At 68.8% G+C, this 18,940-nt stretch carries 16 protein-coding genes; 2 read left to right on the top strand and 14 right to left on the bottom strand.

What is annotated here, in order from left to right:
- Positions 1–73: 73 nt before the first annotated feature.
- The 10 genes from KU887_RS29575 to KU887_RS29530 form a co-directional block, all read right to left on the bottom strand.
- Positions 74–1,093: a chemotaxis response regulator protein-glutamate methylesterase gene (locus KU887_RS29575; RefSeq protein ID WP_006487831.1), complete on the bottom strand. Its 1,020-nt coding sequence runs from the start codon at positions 1,091–1,093 to the stop codon at positions 74–76.
- Positions 1,090–3,399, bottom strand: a complete 2,310-nt coding sequence (locus KU887_RS29570) for a hybrid sensor histidine kinase/response regulator (RefSeq protein ID WP_006497326.1) — start codon at positions 3,397–3,399, stop codon at positions 1,090–1,092. The genes KU887_RS29575 and KU887_RS29570 overlap by 4 nt, the downstream gene beginning before the upstream one ends.
- On the bottom strand, positions 3,396–4,103 hold the full coding sequence (locus KU887_RS29565) for a chemotaxis protein CheW (protein WP_006487850.1): 708 nt from the start codon (positions 4,101–4,103) through the stop codon (positions 3,396–3,398). The genes KU887_RS29570 and KU887_RS29565 overlap by 4 nt, the downstream gene beginning before the upstream one ends.
- Positions 4,104–4,149: 46 nt before the next feature.
- Positions 4,150–5,571, bottom strand: a complete 1,422-nt coding sequence (locus KU887_RS29560; protein ID WP_012493174.1) for a protein-glutamate O-methyltransferase CheR — start codon at positions 5,569–5,571, stop codon at positions 4,150–4,152.
- Positions 5,568–6,089 (bottom strand): chemotaxis protein CheW, encoded by a 522-nt coding sequence (locus KU887_RS29555; RefSeq protein WP_006490979.1) that lies wholly within the window; start codon positions 6,087–6,089, stop codon positions 5,568–5,570. The genes KU887_RS29560 and KU887_RS29555 overlap by 4 nt, the downstream gene beginning before the upstream one ends.
- On the bottom strand, positions 6,086–7,762 hold the full coding sequence (locus KU887_RS29550; protein ID WP_012493173.1) for a methyl-accepting chemotaxis protein: 1,677 nt from the start codon (positions 7,760–7,762) through the stop codon (positions 6,086–6,088). The genes KU887_RS29555 and KU887_RS29550 overlap by 4 nt, the downstream gene beginning before the upstream one ends.
- A gap of 124 nt (positions 7,763–7,886) precedes the next feature.
- Positions 7,887–9,020, bottom strand: a complete 1,134-nt coding sequence (locus KU887_RS29545; protein WP_006490975.1) for a hybrid sensor histidine kinase/response regulator — start codon at positions 9,018–9,020, stop codon at positions 7,887–7,889.
- A gap of 476 nt (positions 9,021–9,496) precedes the next feature.
- Entirely contained in the window at positions 9,497–11,080 is a 1,584-nt protein-coding gene (locus KU887_RS29540; RefSeq protein ID WP_006490983.1) for a Na+/H+ antiporter, read from the bottom strand.
- 242 nt (positions 11,081–11,322) lie between these two features.
- Positions 11,323–12,756 (bottom strand): aldehyde dehydrogenase family protein, encoded by a 1,434-nt coding sequence (locus KU887_RS29535; protein WP_006490987.1) that lies wholly within the window; start codon positions 12,754–12,756, stop codon positions 11,323–11,325.
- A 28-nt stretch (positions 12,757–12,784) separates the two neighbouring features.
- Positions 12,785–14,425, bottom strand: a complete 1,641-nt coding sequence (locus tag KU887_RS29530) for an acetolactate synthase large subunit (RefSeq protein WP_006490980.1) — start codon at positions 14,423–14,425, stop codon at positions 12,785–12,787.
- A gap of 388 nt (positions 14,426–14,813) precedes the next feature.
- On the opposite strand from KU887_RS29530, the gene KU887_RS29525 reads away from it, so the two are divergent.
- Positions 14,814–15,131, top strand: a complete 318-nt coding sequence (locus KU887_RS29525) for a type II toxin-antitoxin system RelE/ParE family toxin (RefSeq protein ID WP_322035361.1) — start codon at positions 14,814–14,816, stop codon at positions 15,129–15,131.
- A 3-nt stretch (positions 15,132–15,134) separates the two neighbouring features.
- Entirely contained in the window at positions 15,135–15,434 is a 300-nt protein-coding gene (locus tag KU887_RS29520) for an addiction module antidote protein (RefSeq protein ID WP_006490972.1), read from the top strand.
- Positions 15,435–15,482: 48 nt separating this feature from the next.
- Here KU887_RS29520 and KU887_RS29515 read toward each other — a convergent pair whose 3' ends face one another.
- The 4 genes from KU887_RS29515 to andAd all read right to left on the bottom strand — a co-directional run bounded on the left by KU887_RS29515 (position 15,483) and on the right by andAd (position 18,927).
- Positions 15,483–16,769, bottom strand: a complete 1,287-nt coding sequence (locus KU887_RS29515; protein ID WP_125332129.1) for a DUF445 domain-containing protein — start codon at positions 16,767–16,769, stop codon at positions 15,483–15,485.
- Positions 16,770–16,878: 109 nt separating this feature from the next.
- Positions 16,879–18,099, bottom strand: a complete 1,221-nt coding sequence (gene andAa / locus KU887_RS29510) for an anthranilate 1,2-dioxygenase system ferredoxin--NAD(+) reductase (RefSeq protein ID WP_258256610.1) — start codon at positions 18,097–18,099, stop codon at positions 16,879–16,881.
- The gene (gene andAb, locus KU887_RS29505; protein ID WP_006496019.1) at positions 18,089–18,415 is read right to left on the bottom strand and encodes an anthranilate 1,2-dioxygenase ferredoxin subunit AndAb; all 327 of its coding nucleotides are present in this window, start codon (positions 18,413–18,415) and stop codon (positions 18,089–18,091) included. The genes andAa and andAb overlap by 11 nt, the downstream gene beginning before the upstream one ends.
- A 35-nt stretch (positions 18,416–18,450) precedes the next feature.
- Positions 18,451–18,927 (bottom strand): anthranilate 1,2-dioxygenase small subunit AndAd, encoded by a 477-nt coding sequence (gene andAd / locus KU887_RS29500; protein WP_006490977.1) that lies wholly within the window; start codon positions 18,925–18,927, stop codon positions 18,451–18,453.
- Positions 18,928–18,940: the final 13 nt, after the last annotated feature.

Below are 18,940 nucleotides of genomic sequence, written 5' to 3'. Positions count from 1 at the left end.
ACGCGACGCCGCGCCACGCACGCAATGCAGGCGCCGCGCCGCCACGCAGCGACGGTGCGTGCCCGGCGCGCGGTCAGTCGCGCGGCGCGAGCGCGATCCGCGCGATCAACTGGGGCGCGATCTGTTCGAGCGGCAGGATCGCCGACGCCGCGCCGATCGCCGCCGCCGCCTTCGGCATCCCGTACACGGCGCTGGTCGCTTCGTCCTGCGCGATCGTGTAGCAGCCCTTCGCCCGCATCGCCTTCAGGCCGAGCGCGCCGTCGCGCCCCATGCCGGTCAGCAGCACGCCGAGCGCATCGCTCTGCCAGCCGTCCGCGACGCTGTTGAAGAACACGTCGATCGACGGCCGGTACGGCGTTTCGGCCGGATGCCGCGTATAGCCGAGCACGCCGCGCGGCGACAGCGTCAGATGGTCGTTGGTCGCCGCGAGCAGCACCGCGCCGGCCTCGGGCACGCTGCCCTGCCGTGCGACGCGCACCGGCAGCCGCGTATAGCCGTCGAGCCATTCGGCCATGCCGTACGCGAATGCCTGGTCGACGTGCTGGACGATCACGATCGCGGCCGGGAAATCGGCCGGCAACGCGCGCAGCAGCGCGGTGAGCGCGGTCGGCCCGCCCGCCGACGCACCGATCGCGACGAGCGTCGGCTGTCCGCGCGTGGGCGCCGGCCCCGGCGGCACGAGCGCCACGGAGCGGCTTTCGAGCAGCCGGCCGATCTGGTCGATCTTCGCGAGCAGCGCCTGCGGCGATGCGTCGGTCGACAGCCCGAGCGCGAGCGTCGGCGTGTCGACCGCATCGAGCGCGCCGGCGCCCATCGCCTCGTACACCGACGACGTGTTCGCGCTGACGCTCGCCGTCACGATCAGGATCGCGCACGGCGCGCGCGCCATGATCCGGCGCGTCGCGGCGACGCCGTCGACTTTCGGCATCACGAGATCCATCAGCACGACGTCGGGCGGATGCGCGACGCAGAAATCCACCGCCTCGTCGCCATCGGTCGCGACCCACAGCACGCGATGGTCCGCACGCAGCGCGATCACGCGGCGCAGCGCCTCCACGGCCAGCGGCAGGTCGTTGACGATGCCGATGTTCATCCGCGCGCATCTCCGATCAGGTCGTGCACGGCATCGAGCAGCGCCTCGTCGTGGAAGCTGCTCTTCGCGAGGTAGTAATCGGCGCCGGCATCGAGCCCGCGGCGGCGATCCTCGTCGCGATCCTTGTACGACACGATCATCACCGGCACGCGCTTGAGCATCGGGTCGCTCTTGATCAGCGTGACGAGTTCGATGCCGTCCATGCGCGGCATGTCGACGTCGGTCACGACGAGATCGAACGCATCGCTGCGCACCGCGTTCCAGCCTTCCATCCCGTCGACCGCGACCGTCACGTCGTAGCCGCGCTTTTCCAGCAGCTTGCGTTCGAGCTCGCGCACCGTCAGCGAATCGTCGACGACGAGCACGCGACGGCGCCGGTCGGCGAGCGCGAGTTGCGGATCGCGCGTGAGCCGCGCGAGCTGGCCGCCGCGCACGAGCTTGTCGACCGAGCGGATCAGGTCCTCGACGTCGACGATCAGCACCGGGTCGCCGTTCTCGAGCAGCGCGCCGGCCGCGATGTTCTGGATCTTGTGCAGGCGGCTGTCGAGCGGCTGCACGACGAGCATCCGCTCGCCGAGGAAGCGGTCGACCGCGACGCCGTACAGCTCGGGTTCGCCGCCGACGACCACGACCGCCGTGCTGGCGCGCGCCACGTCGGGCTCGCCCGCGTCGAGCAGCTGGTGCGCGGCGACGAGGCCCGCGCGCCGGCCGTCGAACGGAAAATGCGGCTGCCCTTCGAGCACGTCGATGTCGTCGTGCGCGAGTTCGAGCGTGCGGCGCACGTGCGCGAGCGGGAACGCATACGGCTCGCCGCCGACCTCGACGAGCAGGCTGCGGATCACCGACAGCGTGAGCGGCAACTGCAGCACGAAGCGCATGCCGGCGCCCGGCTCGTTGAAGATCCGCACCGCGCCGCGCACGCCGCGCACCATCTCCTGCACCGCGTCGAGGCCGACGCCGCGCCCCGACACGTCGGTCACCGCATCGCGCATCGAGAATCCGGGCAGCAGCAGGAATTCGAGCAATTCGGGATCGGACAGCCGCGCGGCCGTCTCGTCGTCGGTCAGGCGCTGGCGCACGACGGCCGCGCGCAGCGCGTCCATGTCGACGCCCGGCCCGTCGTCGATCACGCTGACGAGCAGCGAGCCGGCGCTGTGACGCGCCTCGAGCGTGACGCTCGCCTCGGCCGGCTTGCCGCGCGCGTGGCGCGCGTCGGGCGAATCGACGCCGTGGTCGATCGCGTTGCGCAGCAGATGGCCGAGCGGCGCGTCGAGCAGGTCGAGGATGTCGCGATCGACCTGCGTGCCTTCGCCGACGATCGAGAAACGCACCTGCTTGCCGAGCGAGCGCGCGAGATCGCGCACGATGCGCGGATACGCGCGGGTCGCGTCGCCGAACGGGCGCATCCGGCACTGCAGCGCCTCGTCGTACAGCTGCTCGGCGATATGCGTGCTGCGCCGCTCGAAGCGGTCGAATTCGTCCATGCGCTCGGCGAGCGAGCGCTGCAGGTCGTTGAGCATGTGCCGCACTTCGTTCATCGACGCGAGCATGCCGGCGTCGAGATCGTCGGCGAACTGCTCGTACATCAGGTCGAGCGAACGGGCCGCGTCGCGCTGCGCACGCTTCACGCGCAGCATCGATTCGGCGAAGGGCTTCAGCCAGCGCGATTCGACCAGCGATTCGCCGGACAGGCTCAGCAGCCGGTTCAGCGTATCGGCGCGCACGCGGCGCATCGCGCCGGCACCCGCCACGCGGCCGGCCTGGGCCGGATCGGGCACCGTGCCCGACACGGCGAGCGGCGGCACCGCGGCACTCGCGCCGACCGGCTCGTTGGCGGCGCCGTCGTGATCGCGATACGGCACGACCGACGGCGGTATCGGCGGCGGCACGGCGGCCGGCGCCTGCATCGTCTGCGCGCCGTCGGCGCCCGTCAGCGCCGCCGCGAACACGTCGATCTCGGTCTGCGATACGGGCGGCCCTTGCGGATCGCCGACGCGCACCAGCAAGTCGACGCCGGCCAGCAGCACGTCGACGTGCGTGGCCGTCAGCGCGATCGTGCCGGCCTGCGCGGCGACGAAGCATTCTTCCATCCGCCCGGCGATGTCGACGCCGAGCGGCACGCCGACGATCCGCGCGGCGCCCTTCAGCGAATGCGCGGCGCGCATGCATGCTTCCAGCGCGACGGAATCGGGCTCGCCCGATTCGAGCGCGAGCAGCCGCTCCGACAGCGCCTGGGTCTGCGTGCGCGTCTCCTCGCGATACAGTTCGAGCAGCGACAGGTGGCTCAGGTCGTCATCGCCGCTCATCGCATGCTCCGTGTCACGGCGTCGAACAGACGATCGTCGTCGAGCAGCCCCACCGACTTGCCGCGCCACGCCAGCACGCCGCGCGACAGGCCGGCGCTCGCGCGCCCGACCGTCGCGGGCACCGGCACCCAGTCGGACGCGCCGAAGCGCAGCACGCCCTCGACTTCGTCGACCGGAAACACGACCGGTTCGCCCTGGTGCGCGGCCACCAGCAGCCGCGTGAACCGGCCGTCGTCGCTGCCGCTGCCCGCCTTGCCGGCATCGAGGCCGAGCAGCGCGCCGATCGAGATCGCGATGCGCAGCGTGCCGCGGATGTTGACCACCCCGCGCACGGCCGAATTGCGGCGATGCGGCAAGGAATGGATCGGGCGCGTGCCGGCGATCTCGCGCAGCACGCCGATCGGCAGCGCGAGCCATTCGTCGGCCACCCGGAACGCGAGCGCCGCATGGCGCGTATCGCCGTCGTCGTCGCCCGCTTGCGCGGTGCCGAACGCGCTCATCCGGCGCGTGACGTCGGTCATCTCGGCCACGTCGAGCGGACGCTCGAGCAGCTTCGCCGCGTGCGACGCGTAGACCGGGCAGTTCAGGCAGCGCAGGCAGTCGTTCAGCCGCTCGCACGAGCGGTCGCCGCGCGTGCCGATCCGGTTCCAGCAATCGTCGACGTCGAGCGTCGCGTCGTCAGTGGCAGCGGCGTCGCGGTTCATGAATTCCTCTGGTCATCGCGGTGTCGATCCCGTTTCCGTCATCGTGTCAGCCGGCCGAACGCCGGGCGCGTTCGAGCAGCCATTGCGCGCCCGCACGATCGCCGCCGACGTCGAGCAGCGTCGCGAGATGCGTCAGCGCCTCGTGATGCGTGGGGCGCAGGTACAGCGCCTTGCGGTAGAAGTCGCCGGCTTCCGCGGCGCGCCCGCGCGCATCCGCGATCAGTCCGTTCAGATAAAACGCATCGGCATGCGGGCCGACGCGCGCCGAGAACTGCGCGAGCACACGCTCGGCCTCGTCGAACGCGCCCGCGTTCGCCAGCGCCTGCGCATCCTCCAGCGTCGGAGCATCGTCGAGCGCCGCCGCGATGCCGTCGTTGGCCGGGGCGGCCGTCCCGGCGGTTGCCAGCGCGAGGTCGGCCCGGGCGTCGATCGCGGCCGCCGGCACGACCGGCGGCGGCACCGCCGCGAACGGCTGACGCACGTCGCCGAGCCAGGCGGGCGGCGCGACGGCCACCACCGGGCGCGGCGCGGCGAGCGGTGCGATCGTGAAGCGCTCCGCGCCCCGATACGGCGCCGCCGCGGACAGCGGCGCGACCGGTCGCGCCGCGCCAGCCTCGGCCGCCGCGCCGGCCGGCTCGCGATGAAACGCGAACGCCAGCGGCACCCGCGCCGAGCGCATTCCGTGCCGCATCGCGACACCCGTCTCCGCCGGCCCGACGAACAGCACGCCGTCGTCGGCAAGACGCTCGTCGAGCGAGCGGATCACGCGATCCTGCGCGTCGCGGTCGAAATAGATCAGCACGTTGCGGCAGAACACGAAGTCGTAGCGAATGCCGGTATCGGCCAGCGGTTCGACGAGGTTCGCGTGACTGAACTGCACGCACGCGCGCACGCGCTCGTCGAGCAGCCAGCCGTCGCGGGTCGGCGTGAAGTAGCGCGTACGAAACTCCGTCGCCGTCCCGCGGAACGCATTGCGCCCGTAACAGCCGAGCCGCGCCTGCTCGATCGCGCGCGGGCTGAGGTCGATCGCGTCGATCGCGAAGCTGGCCGGTTCGAGCCCCGCATCCAGCAGCGCCATCGCCGCCGAATACGGCTCCTCGCCCGTCGAGCACGGCGCGCTCAGCACGCGGATCACGCGGCCAGGCATCGCGGCGAGCCGTTCGGCGGCCAGCCGCGCAAGCGTCGCGAACGCCTCGCGGTCGCGAAAGAACCACGTTTCCGGGACGACGAACAGCTCGATCAGCGCGCGCCGTTCGTCGGCCGACGCATTGAGCTGCTGCCAGTACGCGTCGAGCGCTTCCGGCGTCACGGGCGGCCGCGCGGCCGACGGCACGCGCTCGCCGTCCGCCTGCCACGCATGGATGCGATCGGTCAGCGCGCGCATCAGGAAATCGTTGCCGAGCGAATCGGGGTCGATGCCGGTCTCGCGCAGCAACCAGCCGCGAAATCGCGATTCGGACACGTTCATGCGGACTCCTCCCCGTGGCCCGGCAGGCCGTCGAACAGAGACAGGCGTGCGACGTCGTCGATCAGGTCGGACACCGACACCTGCTGCACGACGCCGTCGGGCGTGTTCGCGACCCGCCCGAGCCAGCGCGTGCGCGCGGTCGCGATGCCGCTCACGCGGAACGCCGCGCGGTCGATCCGCATCGTCTGCGTCGCGCGCTCGACGATCAGGCCGATCGTGCGTTCGCCGTCGGCGTGGCCGGCGTGACTCGCGCGACAGCGGACCATCACGAGCCGCGTCGAGCGCAGCGCCTGCGCGCGCCGCCCGAGCGCCAGCATCGGCAGGTCGATCACCGGCACCGGCTGCCCGCCGCGCATCAGCAGCCCGGCGATCCAGTCCGGCGCGCCGGGCACCGCCTTCATGACGGCGAGCGGCAGCACCTCGTCGATGCCGGCCGCGTCGAGCGCATAGCGCTCGCCGTCGAGCTCGAACATCAGGAACAGCGCGTGGGCGCCGTTCTGCGGATCGGCGCGCGTCACGCGTCGACCTTGAAGCGCGACACGCTGGTGCGCAGCTGGTTCGCGACGAGCGTCAGGTCGTCGATCGCCTGCGACGACTGGCGCAGCGATTCGGCCGTCTGCTGCGCGGCCTCCGACAGTTGCGACAGCGCCTGCGTGATCTGCTCGGCGCCGTTCGCCTGCGTCTGCATCCCTTCGTTGACCATCTGGAAGCGCGGCGCGAGCGTCTGCACCTCGGCGATGATCTGCGACAGCTGCCCGCCGACCTGCTGCACGTCGAGCATCCCGCGGCGCACTTCCTCGGAGAACTTGTCCATCCCCATCACGCCCGCCGACACGGCCGACTGGATTTCCTTGACCGTCTGCTCGATGTCGTAGGTCGCGACGGCCGTCTGGTCGGCCAGGCGGCGGATCTCGGTCGCGACGACCGCGAAGCCGCGGCCGTACTCGCCGGCCTTCTCGGCCTCGATCGCCGCGTTCAGCGACAGCAGGTTGGTCTGGTCGGCCACCTTGGTGATGGTCGCGACCACCTGGTTGATGTTCAGCGCCTTCTCGTTGAGGATCGCGAGCTTCGCGTTCACCGAGCCGGCCGCATCCATCACGCTGCGCATCGTCTCGCCCATCCGCGTGAGCCCGCTCTGGCTCACGCCCGCGAGTGTCGCCGACTGCTCGGCCACGCCGGCCACCTCGTTCATCGTGCGCAGCAGGTCGCGCGACGTCGCGAAGATCTCGCGCGAGGTCGCGCCGATCTCGGTCGTCGTCGCCGCGGTCTCGTTCGCGGTCGCCTGCTGCTCGCGCGACGTCGCGGCGATCTCGGCCACCGACGTCGTCACCTGCAGCGACGACTGCTGCGCGCGCGAGACCAGCTCGGTCAGCTCGTCGGCCATCCGGTTGAAGCCCGTCTCGAGCGTGCCGAATTCGTCGCGACGGCGCAGATCGAGGCGACGCGTCAGGTTGCCGGTACGCATCACGTCGTGCACCTCGACGAGCCGCGCCATCGGCACGGTGACCGAACGGTACAGCACGTACCCGAGCCCGAGCGCGGACAGCAGCACGAACGCCAGCGCGGTCGCGAGCACGATCTCGGTGTCCTGCACCGATTCGCGGATCAGCTTCGCGGATTGCTCGGCGAACTTGCGGTTCTCCTGCACCAGCACGTTCGCGTTGCGCACGACCTCGGTCCACGCGGGCAGCACTTTCGCGTACGCGGCGACCGCTTCCTCGTGCGACACGCGGCCCTTCTGCACCGCTTCGTTCAGCAGCGGCGCGTAATGATCGTAGGCGCCGCGGAACGCCACGAAGCGCTGCCGGTCGTCGTCGCGGAACGTCGTGTTCTGGTAGTCCACCGACAGCGACTCGATGTCCTTCAGCACGTCGGGGATCTTCGCGAGATCGCGCTGCACGGTTTCGGGTTCGGTATCGACGAAGGTCGCCTGCTGCAGCAGCGTGAACGATTCGTTGACCGAGCCGCGCAGCGTCGACGCGAGGTAGACGCCGGGCAGCGAGTCGCGCTCGATGCTGATGGCTTCGGCGTTGATCGCGCGCAGTCGCTCGTACGACACGCCGGCGGTCACCAGCATCAGCACGAACAGCACGCCGAAGCTGAGCAGGATGCGATTGCCGAGCGTCAGCCGGCCAGCGCCGATGGTCGGATGCAGGCTTTCATTGGTCGCGCGGGGCGTCACGGTGGCCATGTTCGTTATGGGCTTTCTAAATTCAGCGTTGAAAAAATCCGCGTCCGCATGCGCGCCGGGTGGCGCGCCACGAGCGCATCGGGGTCTCGCGAGCGGCGCGGCGCCGGCAGGCCGCGCCGCGAAATCACCGCTCCGCTTGCGCCGGCAGCCGAAGCGCGACCATGAAGCCGCGCGCCGTATTGCGCATCAGGATCTGGCCGCGATGCCGCGCCGCCGTCGCGCGGACGAACGCGAGCCCGAGGCCGAAGCCGCCGCGCGCCGCGCCGTGCGCGGATTCGAGCTGCACGAACGACTCGGTCGCGGCCGTGCGCTGTTCCGGCGCGATGCCCGCGCCGGCGTCCTCGACGCCGATCAGCCAGGCGCCGTCCTCGCCGCCCAGCGTGCAATGTACGTCCATCCCGGCCGGCCCGTATTTCAGCCCGTTGTCGACCAGGTTCGCGACCGCGCGCGTCAGCATCATGCGGTCGCCCATCGTCACGCACTCGGTATCGGGCACGTGCGCGATCACCCGGCAGCCGAGCCCGGCCGCCTTCTCCCACAGCTGGTCGACGGCGTCGAGCACGATCTCGTTGAGACTCACGACCTCGTGCGCGCGGCGCTCCGACTGTGCGCGGGTCAGGTGGATGAAACCGTCGGCGAGCGCGAGCGCGCGCCGCGCATGGCCGGCGATGCGCTCCATGATCGCCGGCATGTCGCCGTGTTCGGTCCGGTAGACGTCGAGCAGCGCGAGGATCGACGTCTGCGGCGAACGCATGTCGTGCGACAGGAAATCGAGCGCCTCGTCGCGCTGCCGCGACATCAGGTAAGAATTCGAGTGATAGCGGATGCGCGCGGTCAGCTCCATCGCGTCGGGGAGCTTCACCAGATAGTCGTTCGCGCCGGCGATGAACGCCTCGCGCTTGACGATCGGCTCCTCCTTCGCGGACAGCACGATGATCGGCACGCGGGCGGTGCCGGCGTCGGCGCGCCACGCGCGCACGAGATCGAGGCCGTCGATCTCCGGCATCACGAGATCCTGCAGGATGACCGTCGGCTTCACGTCGCGCGCGACCGCCATCGCCCGGTGTGCGTCGGTGCACACGTGCAGGTCGATGTCGTGCTCGCTGCGCAACGCGCGGCGGATCACCTCGCCGACGAACGGCTGGTCGTCGACCAGGAGGACCGATAACCCCGATTCGAGGTAATCCGAGGCATTATCACTGCTCGATTCTTTCATAAATACAGTTTCAAACGCCGAATCTCCAATCGATTCTTTCATAGGAGTTGTTTATCCGACTTGGACGCTATCTTATATTGGCAGTTGAAAAACCCGCCTGATTCCGCCGATTTGGCCTGTCGGCACTGCCTTGCGGGGCTTTGGACGCCGCTTGTTCCCCCGTCGACGACCGCATTACCTCCGCATTCTTTCTCTCAATAAACATAACCGGCTGATTCTAAATGAAATTAGAACACAGCATCTATCTCCTTCCGGTTTAGTTTTGCCAAATATGCAGAAAGAGACGGAAACAGTTAAATCAGATCATTTCCGGATTCGAGAGACGATAACGTTTGCGAGACCGGCGCCATGAGGTTTGCATGCGCTGCAAGGCTCGGGATCGGTCATATTGAGGGCCGGATTCAGATACTCCGAATCGGCAGGCGGGAGGGGAAAAATCGCGCGACGGGGGTGGCTCGCCCCGCGCGCGGGTCAGGGCCGGCAGGGCGCCGGCCCGTGCGATTCGCGAGCCGGGCGCCCTAGCCGCGCGCGTGCTGCGCGGATACTTCCTGCAGATCCAGGTCGCGTTCGAGCGCGTGCAGCATCTCGTCGTGGATGCGCCCCGACCGGTGCAGGCGCAACAGTTCGGCACGCCCGGCCCGGATCGCGGCCAGCACCACGTCGTAGTGCGCCATGCGCACTTCCGCCGGATACGCGGGCTCGTTCTTCGAGCGTTCGGTCAGCTCGGCGCGATACGTGTATTGCTCGAGCAGGCGCGGATGGATCACGACGCCGTTCTCGTCGCGCACGAGCGGCTGGATCGCCGCGAGCTGCGCGGCCTCGACGTACGCCCACGTCTGCGGCTCGGTCAGATGGTGCGCGGCCCGCTCGTCGCGCTGCGGCAGGCGCAGCAGCCGGATCAGCGGCCCGATCGTCGTGCCCTGCAGCAGCACGGTGACGAGGATCACCGCGAACGACGCGACCAGGATCACGTCGCGGCCAGGCAGCGCCTCGGGCAGCGACAGCGCGATCGCCAGCGTCACCACGCCGCGCATGCCGGCCCAGCTCATGATCGTCGCGGCCTTCCAGTCGGGCGCCTCGCCGCGCCGTACGACGCCGCGCACCGGCCACTTCAGCGCCTCGACCGCGTAGATCCACACGAAGCGCGACACGATCACCGCCGCCAGCACCGCGAGCACCGGCGGCACCATCGTGCCCAGCACCTGTTCGAAACCGCCGAGCCGATGGATCGCACCGCGCAGCGACAGCCCGATCAGCACGAACACCATCGCCTCGAGCAGGAACACGATGACCTGCCAGAATGCCGTGCCACGCGTGCGCACGGCCGCCGAGAACACCTCGTGCTGATGCCAGCCGACGATCATGCCGGTCGTGACGGTCGCGATCACGCCCGACACCTCGACCATTTCGCCCGCGATGTACGAAATCCAGCCGGCGATCACCGCGACGGTGATCACGAGATAGTCGTCGTCGAGCAGCTTCAGGAACCACACGACGAGCTTGCCGACCACGAAGCCGACCACCACGCCGCCGAGCCCGAGCTCCGCAAAGCGCACGACCGCGTGCTCGAGGCTGAACGCGCCGGTGAGCGCGGCCGCGACCGCGAAGCGGAACAGCACGAGGCCGGCCGCGTCGTTCAGCAGGCTCTCGCCTTCGAGCAGCACCATCAGCCGGCGCGGCAGCGCGACGCGTTCGAGCACGGCTTTCGCCGCGACCGCATCGGGCGGCGACACGATCGCGCCGAGCGCGAAACACGCGGCCCACGGCAGCGCCGGCACCACCCAGTGCACGGCGAAGCCGACCGCGAACGTCGTGAACACGACCGCGCCGATCGCCAGCATCAGGATGCCGCCGACGTTGCGCTTGAACTCTTCCCACACGGAGAAGTACGCGCCGTCCATCAGCAGCGGCGGCAGGAACACCAGCAGCACCAGCTCGGGATCGAGGTTGATCGGCGGCAGGCCGGGAATGAACGCGATGCCGATGCCGCCGATCAGCAGCGCGGCCGCGGGCGGCAGCCGCAGCCGCTTGGCGATGCATTCGAGCGCGACGATCGCGAGGAATGACAACAGAACCAGCTTGAATGCCGAGACGGGGGACATGAATCGACCTCGTGAAGAATGAATTCGCGCGTTCCGGCGTCGTACCCCGGTCGGCAGTTTCGCGCGATTACATCACGAGGCGAGGCCCGCAGTCGAGCCTGTTTCAGGCGGCCCGCGGCGCGGCACATGCAGGGCACCTGCGCGGCGCCGTGCCGCTCCACGCGCCGCCATGCAAAACGGCACGCAGGCCGGCCCGATCGCCCGCCCGCGTGCCGCCGCGGCGCCGCGCTGCCTGCCGCGCGTTACCGGCGCCGCACCACCATCAGCCGCGGCTCGGTCATGTCCTCGATCGCGTAGCGGATCCCTTCCCGGCCGAGGCCCGAATCCTTCACGCCGCCGTACGGCATGTTGTCGACGCGGAACGACGGCACGTCGTTGATCACGACGCCGCCGACCTCCAGTTCGTCCCATGCGCGGTGCGCATGCGCGAGCGAATCGGTGAACACGCCGGCCTGCAGCCCGAAGTCGCTGTCGTTCACGCGCGCGAGCGCGTCGTCGAAGCGGTCGAACTTCTCGAGGATCGCGACCGGGCCGAACGCCTCCTTGCGGTACAGGTCCTGCTCGCGCCCGACGTTCTCCAGCAGCGTCGCCTCGAACATCGCGCCGTCGACCTTGCCGCCCGCGACGATCTTCGCGCCTGCCGCGACGGCCGCATCCATCCAGCCCGACAGCCGGCGCGACTCGGATTCCGAGATCATCGGGCCGACGAACGTCGACGGATCCTTCGGATCGCCCATCTTCAGCGAACGCGTCTTCGCGATCAGCTTCTCGCGCAGCGCGTCGTAAAGATCGGCATGCACGAGGATCCGCTGCACGCCAATGCAGCTCTGGCCCGACTGGTAGTACGCGCCGAACGCGAGCCGCTCGACCACGTAGTCGAGCCGGTCGCGCTGGTCGGCATCGACGATCGCGGCCGCGTTGCCGCCGAGCTCCAGCACGACTTTCTTCTTGCCGGCCTTCTCCTTCAGCGCCCAGCCGACGGCCGGCGAGCCGGTGAACGACAGCAGCTTGAAGCGCTCGTCGGTCGTGAACAGGTCGGCGCCGTCGCGATGCGCGGGCAGCACCGAGAACGCGCCCTTCGGCAGGTCGGTCTCCGCGAGCACCTCGCCGATGATCAGCGCGCCGATCGGCGTGCGGCTCGCCGGCTTCAGCACGAACGGACAGCCGGCCGCGAGCGCGGGCGCGACCTTGTGTGCGGCGAGGTTCAGCGGGAAGTTGAACGGCGAGATGAACGAGCACGGGCCGACCGGCACGCGCTTCGTGTAGCCCGTATAGCCCTGCGCACGCGCGGAGATCTCGAGGTTGACGATCTCGCCGTCGATGCGCACCGATTCCTCGGACGCGACGCGGAACGTGTCGATCAGCCGCGTGACTTCGCCCTTCGAATCGTTGATCGGCTTGCCGGCCTCGATGCACAACGCCTCGGCCAGCTCGTCGAACCGTTCGCGAAAGCGCGCGACGCAATGATCGAGCACGGCCTGCCGCCGGTAGGCCGGCATCTCGCGCATCGGCTTCGTGGCGTCGACGGCGGCGGCGATCGCCGCATCGATCGCCTTCGCGTCGGCCAGCGCGACGCGCGTGGCGACCTTGCCGCTGAACTTGTCGGTCACCTCCAGATCGGTGTTCGCGTAGACGGCTTCGTTGGCGAGGTAGTACGGATAGGTTTCCTTCAACATGGAACGACTCCTTCCTGTGAACGGGTATTCAGAGTTGCGCCGACAGGCGCTTGATCTCGCGGTTCAGCACGCGCTCGTTGTCCGAGTAGTCGATCGGCACGTCGATCACGTGCACGCCCGGCGACGAGAAGCACTCGCGCAGCAGCGGCTCGAGATCGTCGGCCGACTCGACGCGATGCCCGTGCGCGCCGTAGCTTTGCGCGTACGACACGAAATCGGGGTTCTGCAGCGTCATCGCGAAATCGGGGAAATTCATGTTCTCCTGCTTCCAGCGGATCATCCCGAACGCGTCGTCGCGCAGGATCATCACGACGATGTCGAGCTTCAGCCGCACCGCCGTTTCGAGCTCCTGAGAATTCATCATGAAGCCGCCGTCGCCGCACACGGCGATCACCTTGCGCTGCGGATGCACGATCTTGGTCGCGATCGCCGACGGCAGGCCCGCGCCCATCGACGCGAGCGCGTTGTCGAGCAGCAGCGAGTTCGGCTCGTGCGCACGCCAGTAGCGTGCGAACCAGATCTTGTACATCCCGTTGTCGAGACAGACGATGCCGTCCACCGGCAACGCGTTGTACAGGTCGTTGACGATCCGCACCGGGTACATCGGGAACCGCGGATCGTGCTGGCCCTTTTCCAGGTGCGCGTCGAAATGCGCCTTGATCATCTTGAAGCGCTCGAAATCCCAGTGCGATTGCGGCGTCAACGCCTCCTTCATCTGCCACACCGCGTTCGCGATGTCGCCCACCACCTCGATCTGCGGGAAATAGACGGGGTCGACCTGCGCGCCGAGGAAGTTCACGTGGATCACGGTCTTGTCGTCGGTGCGCATGAAGAACGGCGGCTTCTCGATCACGTCGTGGCCGACGTTGATGATGCAATCCGCGTGCTCGATCGCGCGATGCACGAAATCGCCGTCGGACAGCGTCGCGTTGCCGAGCCACAGCGGGTGCGTCTCGTCGATCACGCCCTTGCCCATCTGCGTCGTGAAGAACGGAATGCCCGTCTTGTCGACGAACTCGAGCAGCATCTTGCAGGTGGTCTTGCGGTTGCCGCCCGCGCCGATCATCAAGAGCGGATGGCGCGCGGCCTGGATCGCGTCGACCGCGTGTGCGACCGCCTTCTCCTCGGCCACCGGCCGCCGGCTGTAGCTGCGCGGGATCGGCTTGCCGTCGCCCTCCTCGTGCGCGATGTCCTCAGGCAGTTCGAGGTGGGCGGCGCCCGGGCGCTCCTCCTCCGCACGGCGGAACGCCTCGCGCACGGCCGACGGGATGTTGCCGATCGACACGATCTGCCGCGTGAACTTCGTGAGCGGCTGCATCATGTCGACCACGTCGACGATCTGGAAGTGGCCCTGCTTGCTGGACTTGATCGGCTTCTGCCCGGTGATCATCAGCATCGGCATCCCGCCGAGCTGCGCATACGCGGCGGCCGTCACGAAGTTCGTCGCGCCCGGCCCGAGCGTCGCGAGACACACGCCGGTGCGGCCCGTGAGACGGCCGTAGGTGGCGGCCATGAACCCGGCCGCCTGCTCGTGCCGGGTCAGCACGAGCTTGATCTTCGATCGCCGCAGCGATTCGAGCAGATCGAGGTTTTCTTCTCCTGGAATGCCGAACACGTACTCGACGCCTTCGGCTTCCAGCGCCTTCACGAACAGATCCGATGCTTTCATGGGGACTCTCGGTTATGCCGCCTGCCCGGCCTACGGACACGCGGCGTTCATGACGCGCGCCGGCCTACGGCACGCGGACGCCTTACCTACTGGACACTGACCACGGCACTGCCCGCCGCGCACGACGCGATGCGTGATGCGCGGCGACGCCCCCGAACACCGGAGGACGGACGGACCCGCCCGCACGCGGCAAGCACGCGCAGGCGGCAAAGACGTTTTTGATTGTAGACGGATTCGCGCAACTCCGGCTTCGACCGGATGGCCGGCTCCGGCAGCGGAAAGATCGGCCTGACGGCAAGTCGACACCCGGTGACGCGACCGGCGGGCTGTCATGGCAACGATGTTCCATTCAACAGACATGTGAACCATGGTTGACACATTGCAATGCATGCCCTACAGTCCTCCTTCATTCGGCATCCGGACCATCGACGTCTTCGACGCCTGGTTTGCCGGCCTGCCCGATCGCCTCGCCAAACGCCGCATCCAGGCGCGCATCGACCGCCTGTCGATGGGCAATCCGGGCAACTGGAAATCCGCCGGCTCCCCCGTCGTCGAAATGCGTATCGACCACGGCCCCGGCTATCGCGTCTATGACGTGAGGCGCGGAACGATATGGGTCATCCTGCTGTGCGGCGGCGATCAATCGACGCAACAGGCCGACATCCGCGCCGCGCACGCAATGCTCGCGCACCTCGACATGGAGTGATCGATGGACAAGATCAAGACGCGGCCGTGGGATTCGGCCGAACACCTGAAAACCGAAGACGACATGGCCGACTACTTCGACGCATGCCTGCAGGAGGCCGGCGACGATCCGGCCTTCATCGCGCATGCGCTCGGCGTGATCGCCCGCGCACGCGGCATGTCGCAGGTCGCACGCGATGCGGGCCTGTCGCGCGAAGGGCTGTACAAGGCGCTGTCGCACGACGGCAATCCGAGCTTCGGCACGATCCTGAAAGTCATCAAGGCGCTCGGCCTGCAATTGCACGGCGCCAAGGCTGCCGCGTGATCCGGCGGCGCACGGCATCGCGCCGCGTGCGCAACGCCCGTGCCCGTGTCAGTGCAGCCACCCGGCCGCCCAGCGCGGCACCAGCGACACGAGATACAAGCCGAGCCCGATCAGCCCGCCAACCAGCGTGCCGTTGATGCGGATGTACTGCAGATCCTTGCCGATGTTCAGCTCGATCTGTCGCGACATCTCGCGCGCGTCCCAGTTGCGCACCGTGTCGCGAATGTGACGCATCAGGAAATCGGCGAAATCGGGCGCCATCTCGTGCACGGCCCGCTCCACATGTTCGTTGAGCGACGCGCGCAGCGCCGGGCTCTCGGCGAGCCGCGCGCCGAGCCAGCCGCCGAGCGTCGCGGCCTGCCGGTGCAGCGCCGAATCGGGGCGCGCGAGATCGGCCTTCAGCCACGCACGCAACTGGTCCCACAAGTCGCGCACGTACTCGTTGAACGCGTCGCCGTCGCGAATATAGCGCTTGATCTCGTCGCCCTTCGCGAGGAACGCGGGGTCGTGCTTCAGCCGCTCGGTCAGCCGCACGACCGTCCGGTCGAAGCGTTGCCGCAGCTCGTGCTCGGGGTCGGCCGCGACGCCTTCGAGCACGCGGCTCACCGCGCTGGCGAGCATCCGCGCGCCGTTCTCGCCGAACCATTGCGTCGGCATGATCTTCTCGACCTTCGGGTATTGCGTCTTCAGCCATTCGACGATGAAGCCCGCGATCACCTCGCGGTTCTCTTCCTTGTCGAGCACGTCGACCACCTGTTCGATCGCGTCGTCGAGCAGCGTCTGGTGGCGGCCGTCCTTCGTCAGCGTATCGAGGATCGCGCCGGCCGATTGCGACAGGTCGACCCGGTCGATCACCGCGCGGAACGCATCGTGGACGAACGACTGGATCCGCGCGTCGTCGGTCATGTCGAGCGCGAAACTCATCAGCTTCGTCACGTAGCCGCCGAGCGCGTCGGTGTTCGCCGGCTCGCCGAGCCATGCGCCGAGCTTCTGCGCGGGATCGTGCTGGCGGATCTGCGCGGCGAGCGCGTCGGGGCCGAGGAATTTCTCGCGCACGAACACCGCGAGGTTGTCGGCGATCTTGTCCTTGTTCTTCGGGATAATCTCGGTGTGGCGCGACACGAACGGGATCGGCACGCGGCGGAACAGCGCGACGACCGCGAACCAGTCGGCGAGCGCGCCGACCATCGCGGCTTCCGCGACGGCCTTGAAACCGTCGACCCACGGGCCGCGCGGCAGCACGATGGTGGTGACGAACACCGCGACGGCCGCGAGCAGCAGCCACAGCGCACGGCGCTTGCTTCGTTTCAGTTCGAGGGCTTTGTCTGGCGTCATGGAGGACGAGCGGATCGGCGATGCCGCTAATATCCCCGATTTCGCCGCAGCCGACAAATCCGCGGCCCGCGCGGGCACGCACCGCGCATACGCACCGCGCGCACCGCTGCTACATGAACGTCTTCAGGTTGACGGCCGGATCGGCCAGCTTCACCGGATCGGGCACCGCCCCTGCCCCGATCAGCCGGCGCGACGCGCCGATGTCGCGTCCGAGGTTCGCCGCGGCCACCGCGACGATCCTGCCGTCGTCGCCGAGCGCGAACACCGTGAACGGCCCGCTCGCCGGCTCGCCGCGCACGACGATCGTGCGCTCGCTGCCGAACAGCCCGAGCATCTGCAGGTTGCAGTCGTACTGATCCGACCACAGCCACGGCAGCTCGGCATAGGTCTCGTCGGCACCGAGCAGGTTCGCGGCCGCGACGGCCGGCTGGTTTTCGGCCACCTGCCACGATTCGATCCGCACATGCCGCCCGAGCAGCGGGTTGAAGTGCATCGTCACCTCGCCCGCCGCGAAGATCGCGGCGTCGGCTGTGCGGCAGCCCGCGTCGACGCGTATCCCGTTGTCGACGTCGAGCCCGGCCGCCTGCGCCAGCTCGACATTGGGCACCACGCCGATGCCGACCACGACGATGTCGGCCGGCACGTCGCCCTGATCGGTCTCGACGACCGCGCCGCCGCCCGGCGCGCGCCGGATCGCGCGCGGCAGCGTCGCCATCCGGAACAGCACGCCGCGCGCATCGTGCAATTGCCGCGCATATGCGCCGACGACTTCCGGCAGCGCGCGCTTCAGCAACCGCGGCGCCGGATCGATCACCGTCACGTCGCAGCCGAGCTGACGCGCGGCCGCCGCGACCTCGAGACCGATGAAGCCGCCGCCGAGCACCGCCACGCGGCGCCCGGGCGCCAGTTGCGCCCGCAACGCACGCGCATCGTCGACCGTGCGCACGTAATGCACCGCGACACCTTCGTCGATCGCCCCGCCGAACGTGCGCACACGCGAACCCGTCGCGAGCACGAGCTTGCCGTACGGCAACGTCGCCCCGTCGTCGAGCCGCACACGCTGCACATCGCGCTCGATCGCGTCGACGCGGGTGCCGAGCCGCAACGCGATGCGCTGCGTGTCGTACCACGCGGCATCACGGATGAACGCGCGCTGTTCGCCGCCGTCCGTCAGCAGCGCATCCTTCGACAGCGCCGGCCGGTCATACGGCAGCTCGCGCTCCGCGCCGATCATCACGATGCGCGCCGCCGCATCGCGTGCGCGCAGCGCTTCGGCCGTACGCCGCGCCGCGTGGCCGGCGCCGACGATCACGAACGGATCAGCCGACATTGACTTCCACCTGCCCGTCGACGATCCGGATCGGATAGGTCTGCACCGGCTCGGTGATCGGCGCGCATTTCGGCGCGCCGGTGCGAATGTCGATCAGCCCCTGATGCAGCGGGCACTCGACGCAGCCATCCTCCACATAGCCTTCGGACAGCCGCGCATGGCCGTGCGTGCAGAGGTCATGCATCGCGAACAGTTCGTCGCCGATCCGGAACACCGCGATCGGCTTCTGGCCGGCGACGCGCGCCGCCGGTTCGTCTTCGGAGAATTCGTCGAAAGCGCCCAGCGGATGCCATTGGGCGAGCGTTGCTTCAGTCATGTCGATTCCTTGCTTCGTCAGATCGATCAGAGCGGTCAGATCGGCGTCGCGAGCAGCGTCTGCACGCGCGACGTGTCGTAGATCACGCGCTTGGTCTTGTAGCGCAGGCCGTCGGGCGTGCGCACGACCGTGTCGTAGTACTTGCCGGCCTGATACACGTTCGATTCGCCGTTGCTGCGCGTCTGCACGACCACGTAGTTGCTCTCGGTATCGATTTCGCCGTCGCGCTCGGCGACGATCGTCAGGCCCGACGTCATGTGCCGGTACGTGTGCTCCTCGTAGATGTTCGCGTGCCGCAGCGACACCACGCGGTCGCGCAGCATCCGCTGGTTCGTGCAGTGGACGATCCCGACCGGCAGCCCGAGATCGGCGTTCTCCTTCGGCACGATTTCGTACGTGCAGTCCTCGGTGAACATCTCCGGCCAGTGTTCGAGCCGGTCGTTGTCGAGGTGCCCGATGTAGCGGTTCTGGAGCATGTAAATCTCGAACCACGTCTTCATGTCTTCCGTCATTTTCCTGCTCCCG

It is taken from the genome of Burkholderia sp. EMB26 (assembly GCF_024730645.1).
In the GTDB taxonomy this organism is placed as follows: Bacteria; Pseudomonadota; Gammaproteobacteria; order Burkholderiales; family Burkholderiaceae; genus Burkholderia; species Burkholderia cenocepacia.
This window is presented reverse-complemented; position numbering and strand designations above follow the sequence as displayed.

Bases quoted from the DNA above. Each gene is read 5' to 3' on its own strand.
- KU887_RS29540 (WP_006490983.1), bottom strand. From the start codon at position 11,080: ATGTCCCCCGTCTCGGCATTCAAGCTGGTTCTGTTGTCATTCCTCGCG.
- KU887_RS29550 (WP_012493173.1), bottom strand. From the start codon at position 7,762: ATGGCCACCGTGACGCCCCGCGCGACCAATGAAAGCCTGCATCCGACC.
- KU887_RS29575 (WP_006487831.1), bottom strand. From the start codon at position 1,093: ATGAACATCGGCATCGTCAACGACCTGCCGCTGGCCGTGGAGGCGCTG.
- KU887_RS29530 (WP_006490980.1), bottom strand. From the start codon at position 14,425: ATGAAAGCATCGGATCTGTTCGTGAAGGCGCTGGAAGCCGAAGGCGTC.
- KU887_RS29570 (WP_006497326.1), bottom strand. From the start codon at position 3,399: ATGAGCGGCGATGACGACCTGAGCCACCTGTCGCTGCTCGAACTGTAT.
- KU887_RS29520 (WP_006490972.1), top strand. From the start codon at position 15,135: ATGGACAAGATCAAGACGCGGCCGTGGGATTCGGCCGAACACCTGAAA.
- KU887_RS29545 (WP_006490975.1), bottom strand. From the start codon at position 9,020: ATGAAAGAATCGATTGGAGATTCGGCGTTTGAAACTGTATTTATGAAA.
- KU887_RS29565 (WP_006487850.1), bottom strand. From the start codon at position 4,103: ATGAACCGCGACGCCGCTGCCACTGACGACGCGACGCTCGACGTCGAC.
- KU887_RS29525 (WP_322035361.1), top strand. From the start codon at position 14,814: ATGCCCTACAGTCCTCCTTCATTCGGCATCCGGACCATCGACGTCTTC.
- KU887_RS29560 (WP_012493174.1), bottom strand. From the start codon at position 5,571: ATGAACGTGTCCGAATCGCGATTTCGCGGCTGGTTGCTGCGCGAGACC.
- KU887_RS29515 (WP_125332129.1), bottom strand. From the start codon at position 16,769: ATGACGCCAGACAAAGCCCTCGAACTGAAACGAAGCAAGCGCCGTGCG.
- andAd (WP_006490977.1), bottom strand. From the start codon at position 18,927: ATGACGGAAGACATGAAGACGTGGTTCGAGATTTACATGCTCCAGAAC.
- andAb (WP_006496019.1), bottom strand. From the start codon at position 18,415: ATGACTGAAGCAACGCTCGCCCAATGGCATCCGCTGGGCGCTTTCGAC.
- KU887_RS29535 (WP_006490987.1), bottom strand. From the start codon at position 12,756: ATGTTGAAGGAAACCTATCCGTACTACCTCGCCAACGAAGCCGTCTAC.
- andAa (WP_258256610.1), bottom strand. From the start codon at position 18,099: ATGTCGGCTGATCCGTTCGTGATCGTCGGCGCCGGCCACGCGGCGCGG.